Raw genomic sequence first — 15,021 nt, forward strand, 5'->3', positions numbered from 1 at the left:
AACTTTCCTGTAGACATGGGTTCTAAATAATTCATGTCTGTGGTTAACGGGTAATAAGCGTTATTCATTAGCAGACAGGAACTTTCACAGATAATTTCTATTTGTGATTGCAAATGGGTGTAAACAATGAAGTTAGTATTTTCATCAGACTGTATAAAATTTCCTCTGACCGGAATAGGGCGCTATGCACTGGAATTAACCAATTATCTTGAAACCAGCGACGAAATAAGCTCGCTACGCTATCTAAATGGGCGAAGATTAATTGACCAGCGTCCGGTACCGGTAGAAAGTGGTGCCCTAAAGTCAAAGTTACAAAGCGCATTAAAAAAGAATCCGCTGATTACCGAGGCTTATCGCTATACCTATCCTTGGCTTAAATCACGCGCTCTGAAGCAGGCACCTGATGCCATTTTTCACTGCCCAAATTACTATCTGCCGCCAAATGTGGGCAATGCTATCACTACGTTCCATGATTTATCTATTTTTACCTGGCCTGAATGCCATCCACCTGAACGCGTAAAATATATGCGTAAAGAGCTGCTGCTGTCGCTTAAGCGTGCAGAGAGACTTTTGACCGTTTCCGAATTCTCACGTCAGGAAATTGCCAGTTATTTCAACTATCCGCTTGATAAAATCGATGCCACGCCGTTGGCCAGCAGCGGCCAGTTTTATGTTCGCAAACCGGAAGAAACGGCCGAGTTGATGCGTAAACTGGGCCTGGAGCACGGTAAATATTGCTTGTATACCGGAACTATTGAGCCAAGAAAGAATATCGCGACGCTGCTTGATGCCTATGAAAGATTGCCGCTGTCCATTAGAAATCATTACCCACTGGTACTGTGTGGTTATTCTGGCTGGAGTAGTGAGGCCATTCACCTTAGGTTCCAGCGTGGCGAACGCGAAGGGTGGATTAAGTATTTAGGATATGTGGCCTCGAAAGAGTTGCCATTATTATTTGCCGCTGCGAATACTTTCCTCTTTCCGTCTTTATATGAAGGATTTGGCCTGCCGGTGCTAGAATCTATGGCATCGGGCGTCCCTGTTGTTTGCTCAAACGCCGCCTCATTACCCGAGGTTGTGGGCGACGCTGCTTTGGTATGTGAACCTCTCGATGTTGAGGCGCTGACAGCGGCTATACAGCGCTGTATTGAAGATAATCAGTGGCGCCAATTATCAATCGAGACTGGCTTAAAACAGGCTAAAAAATTCTCCTGGGCACGCTGTGCAGAAGAAACAATAGCGGCCTATAAAAAGGTTTAGAGTCTTTATGTTGAAAGTATTACATTTCTATAAAACTTACTATCCAGACTCTTTTGGCGGAATTGAGCAAGTTATTTTCCAGCTAAGTGAAGGTACGGCGAATTTCAATGTTGAAAACACGGTGCTGGTATTAAGCCCGCGCGGGGACACTGACGTTAGCTCTTTCCATAAGCATAATATTACCTCTGCAAAAATTACTTTCGAGTTAGCCTCAACGCCGTTTTCTTTAAATGCGTTGACTAAATTTAAAAAGCTCGCGGAAAAGGCCGATATTATCCATTATCATTTTCCATACCCTTTTATGGATTTGATACATTTTTTGGCTGGTGTGAAAAAGCCTACGGTTGTTTCGTATCATTCGGATGTGGTAAAGCAAAAAAATATACTCAAGTTTTACAAACCCCTGATGCACAAATTCTTGGGGAGCGTGAGCCGGATTGTTGCCTCATCACCTAATTATGTGCAGACCAGCCCGGTATTACAATGTTTCAGAGACAAAGTCAGCGTTATTCCATTTGGCATTGATGAGCAATCTTATCCGCCGGTGAATGACGAAAAGCTGGCTTTCTGGTCGCAGCAGTTTTCTACGCCATTTTTCCTGTTTATCGGCGCCTTTCGTTATTATAAGGGACTGCATATATTATTGGCCGCGGCTAAAAATGCGAGTTATCCCATCGTGATTGTAGGCGGTGGTCCCGCCGAAGCGGAACTCAAACAGCAAGCGGCAGAGCTGGCGCTTGATAACGTCTTTTTTGTCGGTGCACTGGAAGACGCCGATAAGTTTGCGTTATTAAAGCTGTGCCACGGGTTAGTCTTTCCGTCGCATCTGCGCTCTGAAGCCTTTGGTATTTCGTTGCTGGAAGGTGCGATGTTCGGAAAACCGCTTATTTCTTGCGAAATAGGCACCGGGACGACTTACATTAATATTCATAACGAAACCGGAATCGTTATTGAGCCCAATAACGTCGGTTCATTACGAAACGCTATGGATTTATTGGCAAATAATAGCCAACTCGCTGCGCAGCTCGGCGAGAATGCTTACAAGCGGTATAAAGATTTCTTTACCTATGAGCAAATGATTAATAAGTATATGGCGATCTATAATGACTTAAGCGCTAAGCGTTAGATTGCATTTTAACCAATAGCCTATTTCCCCCGCTTTTGCTCAGGTTGGGCTAAATGGGTCGCACAACAAGCCGCCGTGCATCAGCCCGGATTAATGTCGTAAAATTCGCTCTTTTTGACCTGCAATTCGTCGTTGTTACCGGTAAAGTGTCAAATGCTCGGCATGGTGGCTGAGGCTAAACTGCACCGACCACTTGAATGGTTGTGATAGTTATAGCTGTGATAGGTACACCCTCAGTCATTCTCATGTACAATGCTTGGGTTCATTTGTATGGCGCGGTGAGGATAAACCTACTAAGAACAGGGGTTTGAGTTCCACCGAGCTATCAACTATTTCAGACAGGAGTTGCTAATGTCCAAACAACAGATCGGCGTCGTTGGTATGGCGGTAATGGGTCGTAACCTCGCGCTTAACATTGAAAGCCGTGGTTATTCCGTTGCTATTTTTAACCGTTCTGGCGATAAGACTGATGAAGTCGTTGCCGAGAATCCGGGTAAAAATCTGGTTCCATACTACACAGTCGAAGAGTTTGTTGAGTCACTGGAAAAACCACGCCGTATTCTGCTGATGGTGAAAGCAGGTGAAGCGACCGATAAAACTATCGCATCCCTCACACCACACCTTGATAAAGGTGACATCCTCATCGATGGCGGCAACACCTTCTATAAAGATACCATTCGTCGTAACAAAGAACTTTCCGACCAAGGCTTCAACTTTATCGGTACCGGCGTTTCCGGTGGCGAAGAGGGCGCACTGAAAGGTCCTTCCATCATGCCTGGTGGTCAGAAAGAAGCTTACGAACTGGTTGCTCCAATCCTCGAGCAGATCGCCGCCCGTGCTGACGATGGCGACGCTTGCGTAGCTTACATCGGTGCTGATGGTGCAGGCCACTACGTTAAAATGGTTCACAACGGTATCGAATACGGCGACATGCAGCTGATTGCTGAAGCCTATTCTCTGCTGAAGCAGTCTCTGAATCTGAGCAACGAAGAGCTGGCTACCACCTTCGCTGAATGGAACAAAGGCGAGCTGAGCAGCTACCTGATTGACATCACCAAAGACATCTTCACCAAGAAAGACGAAGCGGGTAACTACCTGGTAGACGTGATTCTTGATGAAGCAGCAAACAAAGGTACCGGTAAGTGGACCAGCCAGAGCTCTCTGGACCTTGGCGAGCCACTGACTTTGATTACTGAGTCTGTATTTGCCCGTTACCTGTCTTCTCTGAAAGATCAGCGCGTTGCGGCTTCTAAAGTTCTGACTGGCCCAGCGGTTAAAGCATTTGCGGGCGATAAAGCAGAATTTATCGAAAAAATCCGTCGTGCTCTGTACCTGGGTAAAATCGTTTCTTACGCGCAGGGCTTCTCTCAGCTGAAAGCGGCTTCCGACGAGAACAACTGGAACCTGCACTACGGTGAAATCGCCAAAATCTTCCGCGCTGGCTGCATCATCCGTGCTCAGTTCCTGCAGAAAATTACCGATGCTTACGAAGAAAACGCGTCAATTGCAAACCTGCTGTTGGCGCCATACTTCAAAAACATCGCTGACGAATATCAGCAAGCGCTGCGTGACGTGGTGTCCTATGCCGTTCAGAACGGTATCCCGACGCCTACTTTCTCTGCTGCGATCAACTACTACGACAGCTACCGCAGCGCGGTTCTGCCAGCTAACCTGATCCAGGCACAGCGTGACTACTTCGGCGCACATACTTACAAGCGTACCGATAAAGAAGGCGTGTTCCACACCGAGTGGTTGGACTGATCGTTAGTGAGTGATGTAATTAACTGGTAGATACAGTTTATTTAAATATTAAAACCGCCGAGAATTTATTTTCGGCGGTTTTTTTTGTGCTGAGTTTTACCCAGTGTATTGGCCTTACCCCAAAATCCTGCACCATTCAGTAACCATACACTATAACCAGAGGCGTCCCCATTCTGCACTGGGCTCGCTGACCCGTCCGAACTTGCCGAATAATCTGCCGGTTGCCAGAATATGCAGCCAGAATGAAGCCGGTTATTCCTGATTATGAATGGATCACCTACGGGGTCAGGGTCAGCCAAACGCTAGTGAACCCTGTTTTGCAAATTAATAGCGCTCAACTCACCAATCAGGCTTTTATTGTATATATAGAACGTGGTGTCCCTGAACCGCAAGGTTTCATCGGGTTGACCGAACTGTTTTTTAACCCCTGCTAAACAAATCGTGATATCTCGACACTGCTCTCCGTCGTTGTAAATAGCAACGAACTGACGCTTCCAGGCCTTGTCCGCCCCAAACTGGTACCAATTATCGAAAGTCTGCGGTCTACCAGTGAAGTTGATAAAACCAGTTGAAGTATCAAAGGTTACAGGCCTGATGATTTGATGCCAATCCGAGCGCCAGCCTGTGGCCAAGGCATCGGTTCCCCAGTATGGACCATAGCCATAGTCAAGATTGTGAGCCTGCATAAACGCGATGATATCGCTGGAGGTAGAAGGGCTATCCCTAAGCGGCGTCTGAATGAAATTAGAGGCGTAGCCTGAAATCATCAAGATTAACAACGGCACCAGCATGATTTTTCGATGGCTGACTGCATGCAGAAAGATAACGCTAATGATCAGATAGACAATGTTTACGAAGAATCGTGCGCTTACATAGGCACCCGGAGTGCTGCTAAGTATGAAGGCAGAAGAGATGCCAAATACTGACATCAGGATCAGGAAATCTACATTACTTATGCGTGAAGGTTTGTTGATGGAGGACAGGTAGAGTACCAGCACGATGGCAGCAGAAATCATGAAAAGGCTGTCACGCTCAGCGACGAACAGGTTCAACATGCCGCCAAGCCCATACAAAAGCCATCGCGCATTGTCGATCATTTGTTGGGGAGAACCTAAGCTAAAGTGAGCAACGGGTAAATGAAAAATACGTTCAACGCTATGGGTAAAAAGAACAATGCCGGTTAAAACGGGGGCAACCAGTCCCTTGAAAGGACGTATCTTCAAGCCAAAGATTTCATAGAAATTCACCAGCAGCAGCGGCAAATAAAAGGCTGCAAGAAGCCATGGATCGGAAACGGAAGCAGCGATTACCAGTAGGTAGAGCACAACATCAATGAGCAGGCTACGATGCCGAAGGTTAACCAGATAAAGATAAACGCACAGCAATCCATAGAGATTGGTCAGATTATGCGAGAAAGGATGGGCTACATAACCTGAAACTTGGGCATAATGACTTAATCCGCAAAAAAATGGCACTAGCAAAAAGCTCAGGCTATTGTTGCTACGTTCATAGCAAATCATCGCTGCCAGCACGGCGCAAAGAAACAGCTGCGCAATGGAAAGCCAACGTAATATTTCTGGAGAGGTACCCCCGGTGAGTTCAAACAGCAAAAAATGAATCGGGTAGGCAGAGAAATACCAGTTATCTATTGTTGGTCGCCAATTTCTCATGACTGACCAGCCGTGCTGAGTTATCTCATGCCAGACTGTTGGCGAGTTAGCCACATCAGAATCGGCAAGGAAATTGAGATTGACCACCCAGATGCTGGCAGCCATGCCGGTGAGCAGGCAGATAACAGTTAAGATTAACTCTTTATTTTTCATTCGAATGATGCATGAGGTAGTCTGAGTCAATATGGATTTTAAGAGTACAAATACTCGAATACTCAGTTGCTCGCTGTGCGCGATGATATTAAATGATTTAAATTCGACCGCCTACCTTAGAGCAAGGTTACAGGAGCCAAAAAACACGACGCAGTGTGTTTGCAGCGCGGCGGCCATAGGCATCGGCGATGAACCTACATCGATAAACCCTTTTGCCTGGTTAATCAGCGCAGCTAGTGTGGACAACTCAATAGTACCCGCCAGGTTTACCCCCCTTTTACGGCATCAGGCAGCCAGCCTCAAAAATTAATAAGATCAGCGCAAAAAATCAGGTAAATTATCACTTTTTTAAGATGATATATTTTTTATTAAGAACTTATACCTGAGTTAAGATTATTTTAGGGGGAAATAAGGAATGTGCTCGACAACGTCATTATAAAAGCCGCGTAAAGCTAATGTCTGCGCGGCTTTTTTGTGCTCAGAGTCCGTTACTTGGTGTGGCGGTCGCGCAGGTTATTGATAACCGTGCTGAAGTCCAGATCCTGATCCTGTAGCAGAACCAGCAGGTGATAAACCAAGTCTGAGGCTTCGTTCTTAAGTTCGAAACGGTCATTCACCGTAGCGGCCAGCGCCGTTTCAACGCCTTCTTCGCCGACTTTCTGCGCAATACGCTTGGTACCGCTGGCGTAGAGGCTGGCGGTGTAGGAGCTGTCCGGGCTCGCGGTTTTACGCGACGCCAGCAGTTGCTCCAGCTGATACAGGAAACCCCAGTCGCTGCTGGCAGGGTGGAAGCAGCTGTTGTTGCCCTTATGGCAGGTTGGGCCAATCGGATTGACGAGAATCAGCAGGGAATCGTTATCGCAGTCCGGCGTGATGCTGACCACGTTAAGGAAGTTGCCCGAGCTTTCGCCCTTGGTCCACAGGCGCTGTTTGGTGCGCGAGAAGAAGGTCACTTTGCCGCTCGACTGCGTGACGTCCAGCGCCTCCTGATTCATGTAGCCCATCATCAGCACTTCACCCGAAACGGCGTGTTGCACGATAGCGGGCATCATGTTGTCGGTTTTTTCCCAATCAAGCTGGGCGAGTTGTTCGGCGTTCAGAATAACCGGGGCTTTCACTTCTTTATCTTGTTCTGGAATACTCACAAGCGGATCTCCACGCCTTGTTCGGCAAGGTAACGTTTTAACTCACCGATATTAATTATTTGTTTGTGGAACACGGAAGCAGCGAGTGCGCCGTCGACCCTCGCCAGTTTGAAGGCGTCGAGGAAGTGTTCACGGGTTCCCGCACCGCCCGAGGCGATAAGCGGCACGTGGCAGACTTCACGAATAGCGTTAAGCTGGCGCAGGTCGTAGCCGTTACGCACGCCGTCCTGGTTCATCATGTTCAACACGATTTCACCGGCTCCGCGCTGCTGTACTTCTTTTACCCAGTCGATAGTCTGCCAGGTCGTCACCTTGGTGCGCGCTTCGTCGCCGGTAAATTGATGCACCTGATACGTGCCGGTTTCAGCGTCGTGCCAGGTGTCTATACCGACCACGATGCACTGTACGCCGAAGCGATCGGCAAGGCGAGTGATCAGTGTCGGATCGGCCAGCGCCGGGGAGTTTATAGAGATTTTATCGGCACCGAACTGTAGGATATTACCCGCGTCTTCAATGCTTTTGATTCCGCCCGCGACGCAGAAAGGAATATCAATCACTTCAGCAACGCGAGAAATCCAGCTCTTGTCGACCACGCGGCCGTCGGAGGAGGCGGTGATATCATAAAATACCAGCTCGTCCGCGCCTTCTTCGGCATAGCGTTTAGCCAGCGGAACGATATCGCCGATGATTTCATGGTTACGGAACTGTACGCCTTTCACAACCTGACCATCTTTAACATCCAGGCAGGGGATTATCCGTTTTGCCAGCATGAAATTGCCTCCGTTACGTTAAACTTGCCGTCGAGCAGGGCACGGCCAACGATCACACCTTTTACGCCAGTGCCGCGCAGGGCCGCGATATCGTCCAGACTGCCGATACCGCCCGACGCCTGAAACGCCACCTGCGGAAAACGTTGGCAGACTTCGCGATACAGCTCGACGTTGGAACCGGCGAGAGTGCCGTCGCGGGAAATGTCGGTGCAGAGTACGTGCTTCAGGCCAAACGGCAGGAACTGTTCGACAACTTGTTCCAGCGTCGAGTCTGAGTTCTCCTGCCAGCCGCTTACCGCAACGTGTTTATTGCCTGCGTCGTCGATGCGCACGTCCAACGCCAACACCAGCGCATCGGCGCCAAAACGCGTAAACCACTGCTGAACCTGCTCCGGGTTTTTCACCGCCGTCGAGCCGACCACCACGCGGGAGACACCGGCTTCCAGCAAGGCTTCAACGTCTTGCTCGGTACGAATACCGCCGCCTACCTGCACGGGAACGCTCACGCCAGCAACCAGCTGCTTAAGCAGCGGGATCTGACGCGCTGCCGGGTCTTTTGCACCGGTCAGGTCAACGAGGTGCAGCACTTCGGCACCCTGAGCCTGATAATCCTGCAAACGCGGCAGAGGGGAATTACCGTAATCACGCTGCTGTCCATAGTCGCCTTGATGCAAACGCACCACGCTGCCTTCGATTAGATCTAAAGCGGGGATAATCATGCTGTTTACATCTCCAAAAAGTTTTTCAGCAGCTGCGCGCCTGCGGCACCCGAGCGCTCGGGGTGGAACTGCACGCCAAAGAAGTTATCTTTCTGCACGGCGGCGGTAAACGGTTCGCCGTACAGCGTCTGCGCGATGGTGTTTTCACAAACCGGCATCGCGTAGCTGTGCACGAAGTAGAAGTAGGCATTTTCATCGATGCCGCGGAACAGGTGGTGTCCGGCCTGCGCCGTCACTTTATTCCAGCCCATGTGCGGCAGCGGCAGGCCGCGTTCAGGCATCTTGATAACCGGCGTCTCGACGATATCCAGCATCGGCACACCGCCGCTCTCTTCGCTGCTTGAAGCCAGCAACTGCATGCCGAGGCAGATACCCAGCACCGGCTGAGTACAGGCCTTGATAAGCTCTATCAGGTCACGTTGCTGAATCTGTTCCATCGCCGCCTGTGCGGTACCGACGCCCGGCAGAAACAGTTTGTCGGCCTTAAGAACGATGTCGGCGTCGCGGCTGACGACCGGCTCATAGCCCAGTCGTTTTACGGCAGCCTTGACGGAAAACAGGTTGGCACAGCCAGTATCAAGGATAACCACGTCCATTAAAGCACTCCTTTAGAGCTCGGCAGGGTATTGCCGTCGACACGAATGGCCTGACGCAGCGTGCGGCCAAAGGCTTTAAACAGGCTCTCTACCCGGTGGTGGTCGTTTTTGCCCTTGGTTTTAAGGTGCAGCGTGCAGCCCATCGTGTAAGAAAGAGAGCTAAAGAAGTGCTCGACCATCTCGGTGCTCAGGTCACCCACGCGCTGATAGTTGAATTCTGCCTTGTACTCGAGGTGTGGACGGCCGGAGATGTCCAGCGCGCAGCGCGCCAGGCATTCGTCCATCGGCAGCACGAAGCCAAAACGGCCAATCCCGCGCTTGTCGCCCAACGCCTTGTGCAGCGCCTCACCGAGCGCCAGACCGGTATCTTCCACGGTGTGGTGATCGTCGATATACAGATCGCCCTTCACGTCGATGTTCATACGAAAACCGCCGTGGGTCGCAATCTGATCCAGCATGTGGTCAAAGAAGCCAACGCCAGTCTTGATTTTGCTGCCGCCTTCGCGGTCGAGCCAGACTTCAACATCGATAGCCGTTTCACGGGTCACGCGGTTGACGCGCGCGTGGCGGTCACGTCGGGTAAGTTGCTCGGTGATAGCGGCCCATCCGAGGCCGTCGCGCTCATAGCGTAGACCGGTGATGCCCATATTACGCGCCAGCTGGATATCGGTCTCACGGTCGCCGATAACGTAGCTGTTCGCCGTGTCCAGCACGCCGTTCTCGAGGTACCGCTGCACCAGACGCGTTTTCGGCTTGCGGCAGTCGCAGTTGTCGGCGGGCAGGTGAGGGCAGATAAGCACCTCGTCGAATACCACGCCCTGCGAGGTCAGCACCTGCATCATCAGGTTGTGCGGCGGGTCGAAGGTTTCCTGCGGGAAGCTCGCGGTGCCCAGCCCGTCCTGATTGGTTATCATCACCAGCTTGAAATCGGCGGACTGCAATGCAAGCAGGGCAGGGATCACGCCCGGCTCAAAGGCCAGCTTATCCAGTCGGTCGACCTGAAAATCTTCCGGTGGCTCGGAAATCAGCGTACCGTCGCGATCGATAAAGAGAACTTTTTGACTCACAGGGGTCTGGCTCACATTGGCTCCTTGCTGGCGCTGCTTGTTTCACGAACGGTTGAAGTCGCGCCCGGTAATGGACGTAAGGCGTCAATGACGCGCTGGCACTCTTGACGGGTGCCGATAGTAATACGCAAGCAGCCCGAAAGTCCCGGTTGCTTATTCTGGTCGCGTAGGATAATACCTTGATCCCAAAGCGTTTTAAAGACGCTGCTGGAGGCAGTAAAGCGCGCCAGAAGATAGTTGCTCTCGCTGGTAAACACCTGCTCGACGCAGTCGCACTGCTCAAGCTGCTGACGAAGCCATTCACGGGTCTCGCTCACCTCCGCCACGCGCTTGCGCATCAACGCCAGGCCCTGCTCGCTCAACGCCTGCGCGGCGATGTCGGCGACCGGCGTAGACAGCGGATAAGGCGCGATAACCTTCATTAATACGTCAATCAGTTCAGAGTTAGCCAGCGTAAAGCCACAGCGCAGGCCTGCCAAGGCAAAGGCTTTTGACAGCGTACGCAGGATAGCGAGGTGCGGATAGTCTTTCAGCCAGCCGGCCACGGTCGCCTGCGGGCAAAACTCGATATATGCCTCATCGACGGCCACGACAGCCTTGCCGCGCGTCGTTTCCAGCAGGCTGCGAATGTCTTCTGGATTAATCAGATTGCCGGTCGGGTTATTCGGGCTGCACACGTAGACCAGCTTCACGCCGTCCAGTGCCTGCTCGATAGCCGGGAGGTCCAGCTGCCAGTCCTCTTTCGCCATCACGGTACGGCCCTCAACGCCGAACGTCTCGGCGCTGACGCTGTACATGCCGTAGGTTGGCGGGCAATAAAGGATGGCGTCTTTACCTGGCTCGCAGAAGGCGCGGATCAACAGTTCAATACTTTCGTCGGCACCGCGGCAGACCAGAACCTGCTCAGGCTGCACGCCCGCATACGCGGCGTAGCGGCGAACCACGTCCTTCGGTTGGCATTCTGGGTAGCGGTTGAACGTTTGTGCGGTCAGTTCAAAATGCGGGGCCAGCGCATATTCGTTGGCATTGAGCCAAACGTCACCGTTACCGCCCAGACGGCGAGCAGACTGATAAGGGGTCAGCTGCTGAACATTTTCACGCGCCAGTCCAACGACTGAAACGTTTTGCTTCGAAGTCTCACTCATTATTTACGCTCCATCAGGGCGGCAACGCGCAGGGTAACCGCATTCTTGTGCGCGGTCAGCTGCTCGGCCTGAGCCAGGGTTTCAATCGTCGGAGCCAGCGCCAGCAGGCCTGCCGGAGTCAGCTGTTGTACCGTCATGCGCTTCTGGAAATCGGCGAGACCCAGGCTTGAACAGGTCGCGGTATAACCATAGGTCGGCAATACGTGGTTGGTACCTGAGGCGTAGTCGCCCGCAGATTCGGGTGACCAGTCACCGAGGAATACCGAACCCGCGCTGGTGATGCTGTCAACCAGTGCTTCAGGCTCACGGGTTTGCAGAATAAGGTGCTCAGGGCCGTAGGCGTTGCTGATTTCAACGCACTGTGCCAAATCTTTTGCCACAATAAGACGGCTGCTGGCGAGCGCCTTGCGGGCAATCTCGCTGCGCGACAGCGTTTGCAGCTGGTTCTCGACGGCTACCGCAACGGCTGCTGCCATCTCGGCGTCTGGCGTCAGCAATATCACCTGCGAATCTGGGCCGTGTTCCGCCTGCGACAACAGGTCAGAGGCGACGAAATCAGGCGTTGCGCCAGAATCTGCAATCACTAACACCTCTGAAGGACCGGCAGGCATATCGATAGCTGCGCCGTTCAGGCTCTGGCTGACCTGACGCTTGGCCTCGGTCACGAAAGCGTTGCCCGGTCCAAAAATTTTAGCCACTTTCGGCACGCTCTCTGTGCCGAACGCCATCGCGGCAATCGCCTGTGCTCCACCGAGCTGATAGACCTCGGTAACGCCGCACAGCTTGGCGGCATACAAAATCTCATCGGCAATCGGCGGCGGCGAGCAAAGGATAACTTTATTGCACTGCGCGATGCGTGCCGGGGTTGCCAGCATCAGCACCGTAGAAGGCAGCGGCGCCGATCCGCCCGGAATGTACAGGCCGACGGAAGCAATAGGACGTGTAATCTGCTGGCAGCGTACGCCGGGCTGAGTTTCAATATCCACCTTCGGCAATTTCTGTGCGACGTGGAATGTCTCAATGTTGCGAACTGCGTTGGCCATTGCCTGCTTAACATCGTCGCCCAGACGCGCTGACGCCTGTTCAATTTGCTCGGCGGTGACACGAATCTGGTCCACGTCGGTTTTATCGAAGCGCGCGCAGTATTCACGCAGCGCAACGTCGCCTTCATTACGTACCCGAGTCAGGATCTCGGTGACGGTCTCGGTAATGCTGCCTGAAGCTGCGATAGCAGGGCGAGTGAGGAGTTCGCTGCGCTGCTTTTCATCACACTGTTGCCAGTCGATTGGGGTAGAAAATCCGTTGGATTGCATCGCCTTACTCCATCATTTTTTCAATTGGCAGCACCAGAATCGAACTGGCACCCAGCGCTTTCAGTTTTTCCATGGTTTCCCAGAACAGGGTCTCGCTGCTCACCATATGCATCGCAACGCGCTGTTTGTCGTTAGCCAGTGGCAGAATGGTCGGACGCTCGGCGCCCGGCAGCAGGGCGATTATTTCGTCCAGACGCTCGCTCGGCGCGTGCAGCATGATGTATTTGGATTCACGTGCCTGAATCACGCCCTGAATACGGGTCATCAGTTTGTCGATCAGCAGCTGTTTGGACTGCGGCATCTCTCCGTCACGCTGGATAAGACAGGCTTTGGAACGGTAGATGACTTCGTCTTCTTTCAGGCCGTTGGCTTCAAGCGTTGCGCCGGTAGAAACCAGGTCACAGATGGCGTCGGCCAGACCGGCACGCGGTGCGACTTCAACGGAGCCGTTCAGCAGGCAAGACTTGAAGTCGAGATTCTTTTTGTCGAAATACTGCTTGAGGATGTGTGGATAAGAGGTGGCGATACGTTTGTTACCCAGGCTCTGTGGCCCCTGATAATCAAAGTCCAGTGGCGTTGCCAGCGACAGACGGCAACCGCCGAAATCGAGACGACGCAGCGTGAAATAACGTGGGTCTTCACCCTGAGCACGGCGGCTCAGCAGCTCTTCTTCCAGCACGTTCTCACCGATAATACCGAGGTCAACCACACCGTCCATCACCAGTCCTGGGATATCGTCATCACGAACGCGCAGAATGTCGATTTCCATGTTCTCGGCGAAGGCAATCAGACGCTGCTCTTGCAGATTAATTTTAATGCCGCAGCGTGCAAGCAGCTCACGTGAATCGTCGCTCAGGCGACCGGATTTCTGCATTGCGATACGTAAACGGTTTTTGTCCAGCATGATGACCTCTGTCTTTAAATTTATGATTTAATTCGTTTTTAAATTTCTTAGGGTAAAAAAAAACCCCCGGAAGAAATCTTCCGAGGGCTCTCTGCTACATTCTGCGCGCCACTGGAAGATCTTAAAAGTCTTCCAGCACCAATCTGCCTGAAAGACTAGTCAGGATGATGGTGGTGATGGTGGTTGATCAGAATGTTCAGCATTGTCTTGTTCTCTTCTAAGCGTTTTGTTGCCTACCGCTGTTATCAGCCATAGGTTCTAAATCTGTTGCCAATTAACCTAAACCACCGTGCTCTGACGCGCAACCTTTTTTTCTGCTGATGAATAATTTTAATATTATTGGCCATGTAATGATAAGCATGAATCGATTGTATAGAAGACCGGACAGGCGCAACACGCTCGCGTTCTGACAATCTGTTGAAAATCATTACATAATAAGCCGTTGTTTAAGAGAGGTGGCGGAGGTAGCCTGCTAAACTAAATGACGTAGCTTTATTAAAAGCGGGTAGGTATTGGAGAACAAAATGAAGAAGGTATCAATAATTGGTTTAGGCTGGCTAGGTATGCCGCTGGCCATTGCCCTAAGCGCCAGGGGATACCAGGTTGTTGGCAGCAAAACCACGCGTGACGGCGTTGAGGCCGCCCGTATGAGCGGCATCGAATGCTACCAAATGACCTTCACGCCCGAGATGACGCTGGAGTGCGACGCTGACGACCTGGATGTGCTGCTCAACGTCGATGCGCTGGTGATTACCCTGCCTGCAAGGCGCACGGTGGAAGGGAGCGAGCTCTATTTTCAGGCGGTGCAGATGCTGGTTGATAGCGCACTGGCGCACGCCGTACCGCGCATTATCTTTACCAGCTCGACCTCAATTTATGGCGAGGGGACAGGCACTGTGCGCGAAAACTCGCCGCTGAATCCCGTCACGCCAGCGGGCAAGGTGCTCAAAGAGCTGGAGGAGTGGTTCCATCAGTTGCCGAACACTTCCGTTGACGTGCTGCGCCTCGCCGGACTGGTTGGGGCCGACCGTCATCCGGGCCGTTTCCTGGCGGGCAAGAAAGACGTTAAAGGTGCAAATCATGGCGTTAATCTGGTGCATCAGGACGACGTGGTCTCTGCCATTCAGCTGTTGCTGAGCCTGCCACGCGGCGGTCACACCTTTAACCTTTGCGCGCCTGCACATCCGGCTAAACAGCAGTTTTATCCGCTGTTAGCGCGCCAGTTGGGGCTTCCCGAACCGACGTTCGCCCCCGAGCCTGAAGATTCGGCGGGTAAGCTGGTTGACGGTAGCCGCATCGTGAAAGAGCTCGGCTTCGAGTACCAGTATCCTGACCCTGAGCGCATGCCGCTCAACTAACGCTCTCGCCGCCCTCGACGTGATTTACCCAAGG

General features: G+C 52.0%; 13 protein-coding genes, 1 pseudogene and 1 other annotated feature. Of the genes and pseudogenes, 4 read left to right on the top strand and 10 right to left on the bottom strand.

All coding sequences use genetic code 11. The annotated features are described in order from the left end of the window. Nucleotides 1–126: 126 nt before the first annotated feature. The 3 genes from BS640_RS06060 (at nucleotide 127) to gndA (ending at nucleotide 4,147) form a co-directional block, all read left to right on the top strand. Nucleotides 127–1,260, top strand: coding sequence for a glycosyltransferase family 4 protein (locus BS640_RS06060; protein ID WP_084912178.1), 1,134 nt, complete (start codon nucleotides 127–129; stop codon nucleotides 1,258–1,260). A 7-nt stretch (nucleotides 1,261–1,267) separates the two neighbouring features. Beyond that, nucleotides 1,268–2,386 (top strand): glycosyltransferase family 4 protein, encoded by a 1,119-nt coding sequence (locus BS640_RS06065; protein WP_084912179.1) that lies wholly within the window; start codon nucleotides 1,268–1,270, stop codon nucleotides 2,384–2,386. Nucleotides 2,387–2,737: 351 nt separating this feature from the next. Further along, complete coding sequence (gndA, locus tag BS640_RS06070; RefSeq protein WP_017490007.1) at nucleotides 2,738–4,147, top strand: NADP-dependent phosphogluconate dehydrogenase; 1,410 nt, start codon at nucleotides 2,738–2,740, stop codon at nucleotides 4,145–4,147. 302 nt (nucleotides 4,148–4,449) lie between these two features. Here gndA and BS640_RS06075 read toward each other — a convergent pair whose 3' ends face one another. The 10 genes and pseudogenes from BS640_RS06075 to hisG form a co-directional block, all read right to left on the bottom strand. Beyond that, nucleotides 4,450–5,970, bottom strand: coding sequence for a hypothetical protein (locus BS640_RS06075; RefSeq protein WP_084912180.1), 1,521 nt, complete (start codon nucleotides 5,968–5,970; stop codon nucleotides 4,450–4,452). A gap of 111 nt (nucleotides 5,971–6,081) precedes the next feature. After that, nucleotides 6,082–6,243 (bottom strand): annotated as a pseudogene (locus BS640_RS21885) (glycosyltransferase family 9 protein); the annotation flags it as partial. Between the two features lie 215 nt (nucleotides 6,244–6,458). Further along, nucleotides 6,459–7,073 carry a bifunctional phosphoribosyl-AMP cyclohydrolase/phosphoribosyl-ATP diphosphatase HisIE gene (gene hisIE / locus BS640_RS06080; RefSeq protein WP_084912207.1) on the bottom strand — a complete coding sequence of 205 codons (615 nt, stop codon included), beginning with the start codon at nucleotides 7,071–7,073 and terminating at the stop codon, nucleotides 6,459–6,461. A 38-nt stretch (nucleotides 7,074–7,111) separates the two neighbouring features. Further along, the gene (gene hisF / locus BS640_RS06085; protein ID WP_017490004.1) at nucleotides 7,112–7,885 is read right to left on the bottom strand and encodes an imidazole glycerol phosphate synthase subunit HisF; all 774 of its coding nucleotides are present in this window, start codon (nucleotides 7,883–7,885) and stop codon (nucleotides 7,112–7,114) included. Then, complete coding sequence (gene hisA / locus BS640_RS06090) at nucleotides 7,867–8,604, bottom strand: 1-(5-phosphoribosyl)-5-[(5-phosphoribosylamino)methylideneamino]imidazole-4-carboxamide isomerase (protein WP_084912181.1); 738 nt, start codon at nucleotides 8,602–8,604, stop codon at nucleotides 7,867–7,869. The genes hisF and hisA overlap by 19 nt, the downstream gene beginning before the upstream one ends. A gap of 5 nt (nucleotides 8,605–8,609) precedes the next feature. Continuing rightward, nucleotides 8,610–9,200 carry an imidazole glycerol phosphate synthase subunit HisH gene (hisH, locus tag BS640_RS06095; protein WP_017490002.1) on the bottom strand — a complete coding sequence of 197 codons (591 nt, stop codon included), beginning with the start codon at nucleotides 9,198–9,200 and terminating at the stop codon, nucleotides 8,610–8,612. Beyond that, entirely contained in the window at nucleotides 9,200–10,267 is a 1,068-nt protein-coding gene (hisB, locus tag BS640_RS06100) for a bifunctional histidinol-phosphatase/imidazoleglycerol-phosphate dehydratase HisB (protein WP_084912208.1), read from the bottom strand. Before hisB ends, hisH begins: the two co-directional genes overlap by 1 nt. Nucleotides 10,268–10,278: 11 nt before the next feature. After that, nucleotides 10,279–11,412 carry a histidinol-phosphate transaminase gene (gene hisC / locus BS640_RS06105; RefSeq protein WP_084912182.1) on the bottom strand — a complete coding sequence of 378 codons (1,134 nt, stop codon included), beginning with the start codon at nucleotides 11,410–11,412 and terminating at the stop codon, nucleotides 10,279–10,281. Further along, complete coding sequence (hisD, locus tag BS640_RS06110) at nucleotides 11,412–12,725, bottom strand: histidinol dehydrogenase (RefSeq protein ID WP_017490957.1); 1,314 nt, start codon at nucleotides 12,723–12,725, stop codon at nucleotides 11,412–11,414. The genes hisC and hisD overlap by 1 nt, the downstream gene beginning before the upstream one ends. 4 nt (nucleotides 12,726–12,729) lie before the next feature. Continuing rightward, on the bottom strand, nucleotides 12,730–13,629 hold the full coding sequence (hisG, locus tag BS640_RS06115) for an ATP phosphoribosyltransferase (RefSeq protein ID WP_017490956.1): 900 nt from the start codon (nucleotides 13,627–13,629) through the stop codon (nucleotides 12,730–12,732). 54 nt (nucleotides 13,630–13,683) lie between these two features. Then, nucleotides 13,684–13,809 (bottom strand) — a sequence feature (His leader region). A gap of 344 nt (nucleotides 13,810–14,153) precedes the next feature. On the opposite strand from hisG, the gene BS640_RS06120 reads away from it, so the two are divergent. Then, nucleotides 14,154–14,987: an SDR family oxidoreductase gene (locus tag BS640_RS06120; RefSeq protein ID WP_017490955.1), complete on the top strand. Its 834-nt coding sequence runs from the start codon at nucleotides 14,154–14,156 to the stop codon at nucleotides 14,985–14,987. The last annotated feature ends 34 nt before the right edge of the window (nucleotides 14,988–15,021 follow it).

Origin of the sequence: Rouxiella badensis, assembly GCF_002093665.1 — a bacterium.
GTDB classification, from domain to species: Bacteria; Pseudomonadota; Gammaproteobacteria; order Enterobacterales; family Enterobacteriaceae; genus Rouxiella; species Rouxiella badensis.

Bases quoted from the DNA above. Each gene is read 5' to 3' on its own strand.
- BS640_RS06060 (WP_084912178.1), top strand. From the start codon at position 127: ATGAAGTTAGTATTTTCATCAGACTGTATAAAATTTCCTCTGACCGGA.
- BS640_RS06065 (WP_084912179.1), top strand. From the start codon at position 1,268: ATGTTGAAAGTATTACATTTCTATAAAACTTACTATCCAGACTCTTTT.
- gndA (WP_017490007.1), top strand. From the start codon at position 2,738: ATGTCCAAACAACAGATCGGCGTCGTTGGTATGGCGGTAATGGGTCGT.
- BS640_RS06075 (WP_084912180.1), bottom strand. From the start codon at position 5,970: ATGAAAAATAAAGAGTTAATCTTAACTGTTATCTGCCTGCTCACCGGC.
- hisF (WP_017490004.1), bottom strand. From the start codon at position 7,885: ATGCTGGCAAAACGGATAATCCCCTGCCTGGATGTTAAAGATGGTCAG.
- hisA (WP_084912181.1), bottom strand. From the start codon at position 8,604: ATGATTATCCCCGCTTTAGATCTAATCGAAGGCAGCGTGGTGCGTTTG.
- hisH (WP_017490002.1), bottom strand. From the start codon at position 9,200: ATGGACGTGGTTATCCTTGATACTGGCTGTGCCAACCTGTTTTCCGTC.
- hisC (WP_084912182.1), bottom strand. From the start codon at position 11,412: ATGAGTGAGACTTCGAAGCAAAACGTTTCAGTCGTTGGACTGGCGCGT.
- hisD (WP_017490957.1), bottom strand. From the start codon at position 12,725: ATGCAATCCAACGGATTTTCTACCCCAATCGACTGGCAACAGTGTGAT.
- hisG (WP_017490956.1), bottom strand. From the start codon at position 13,629: ATGCTGGACAAAAACCGTTTACGTATCGCAATGCAGAAATCCGGTCGC.
- BS640_RS06120 (WP_017490955.1), top strand. From the start codon at position 14,154: ATGAAGAAGGTATCAATAATTGGTTTAGGCTGGCTAGGTATGCCGCTG.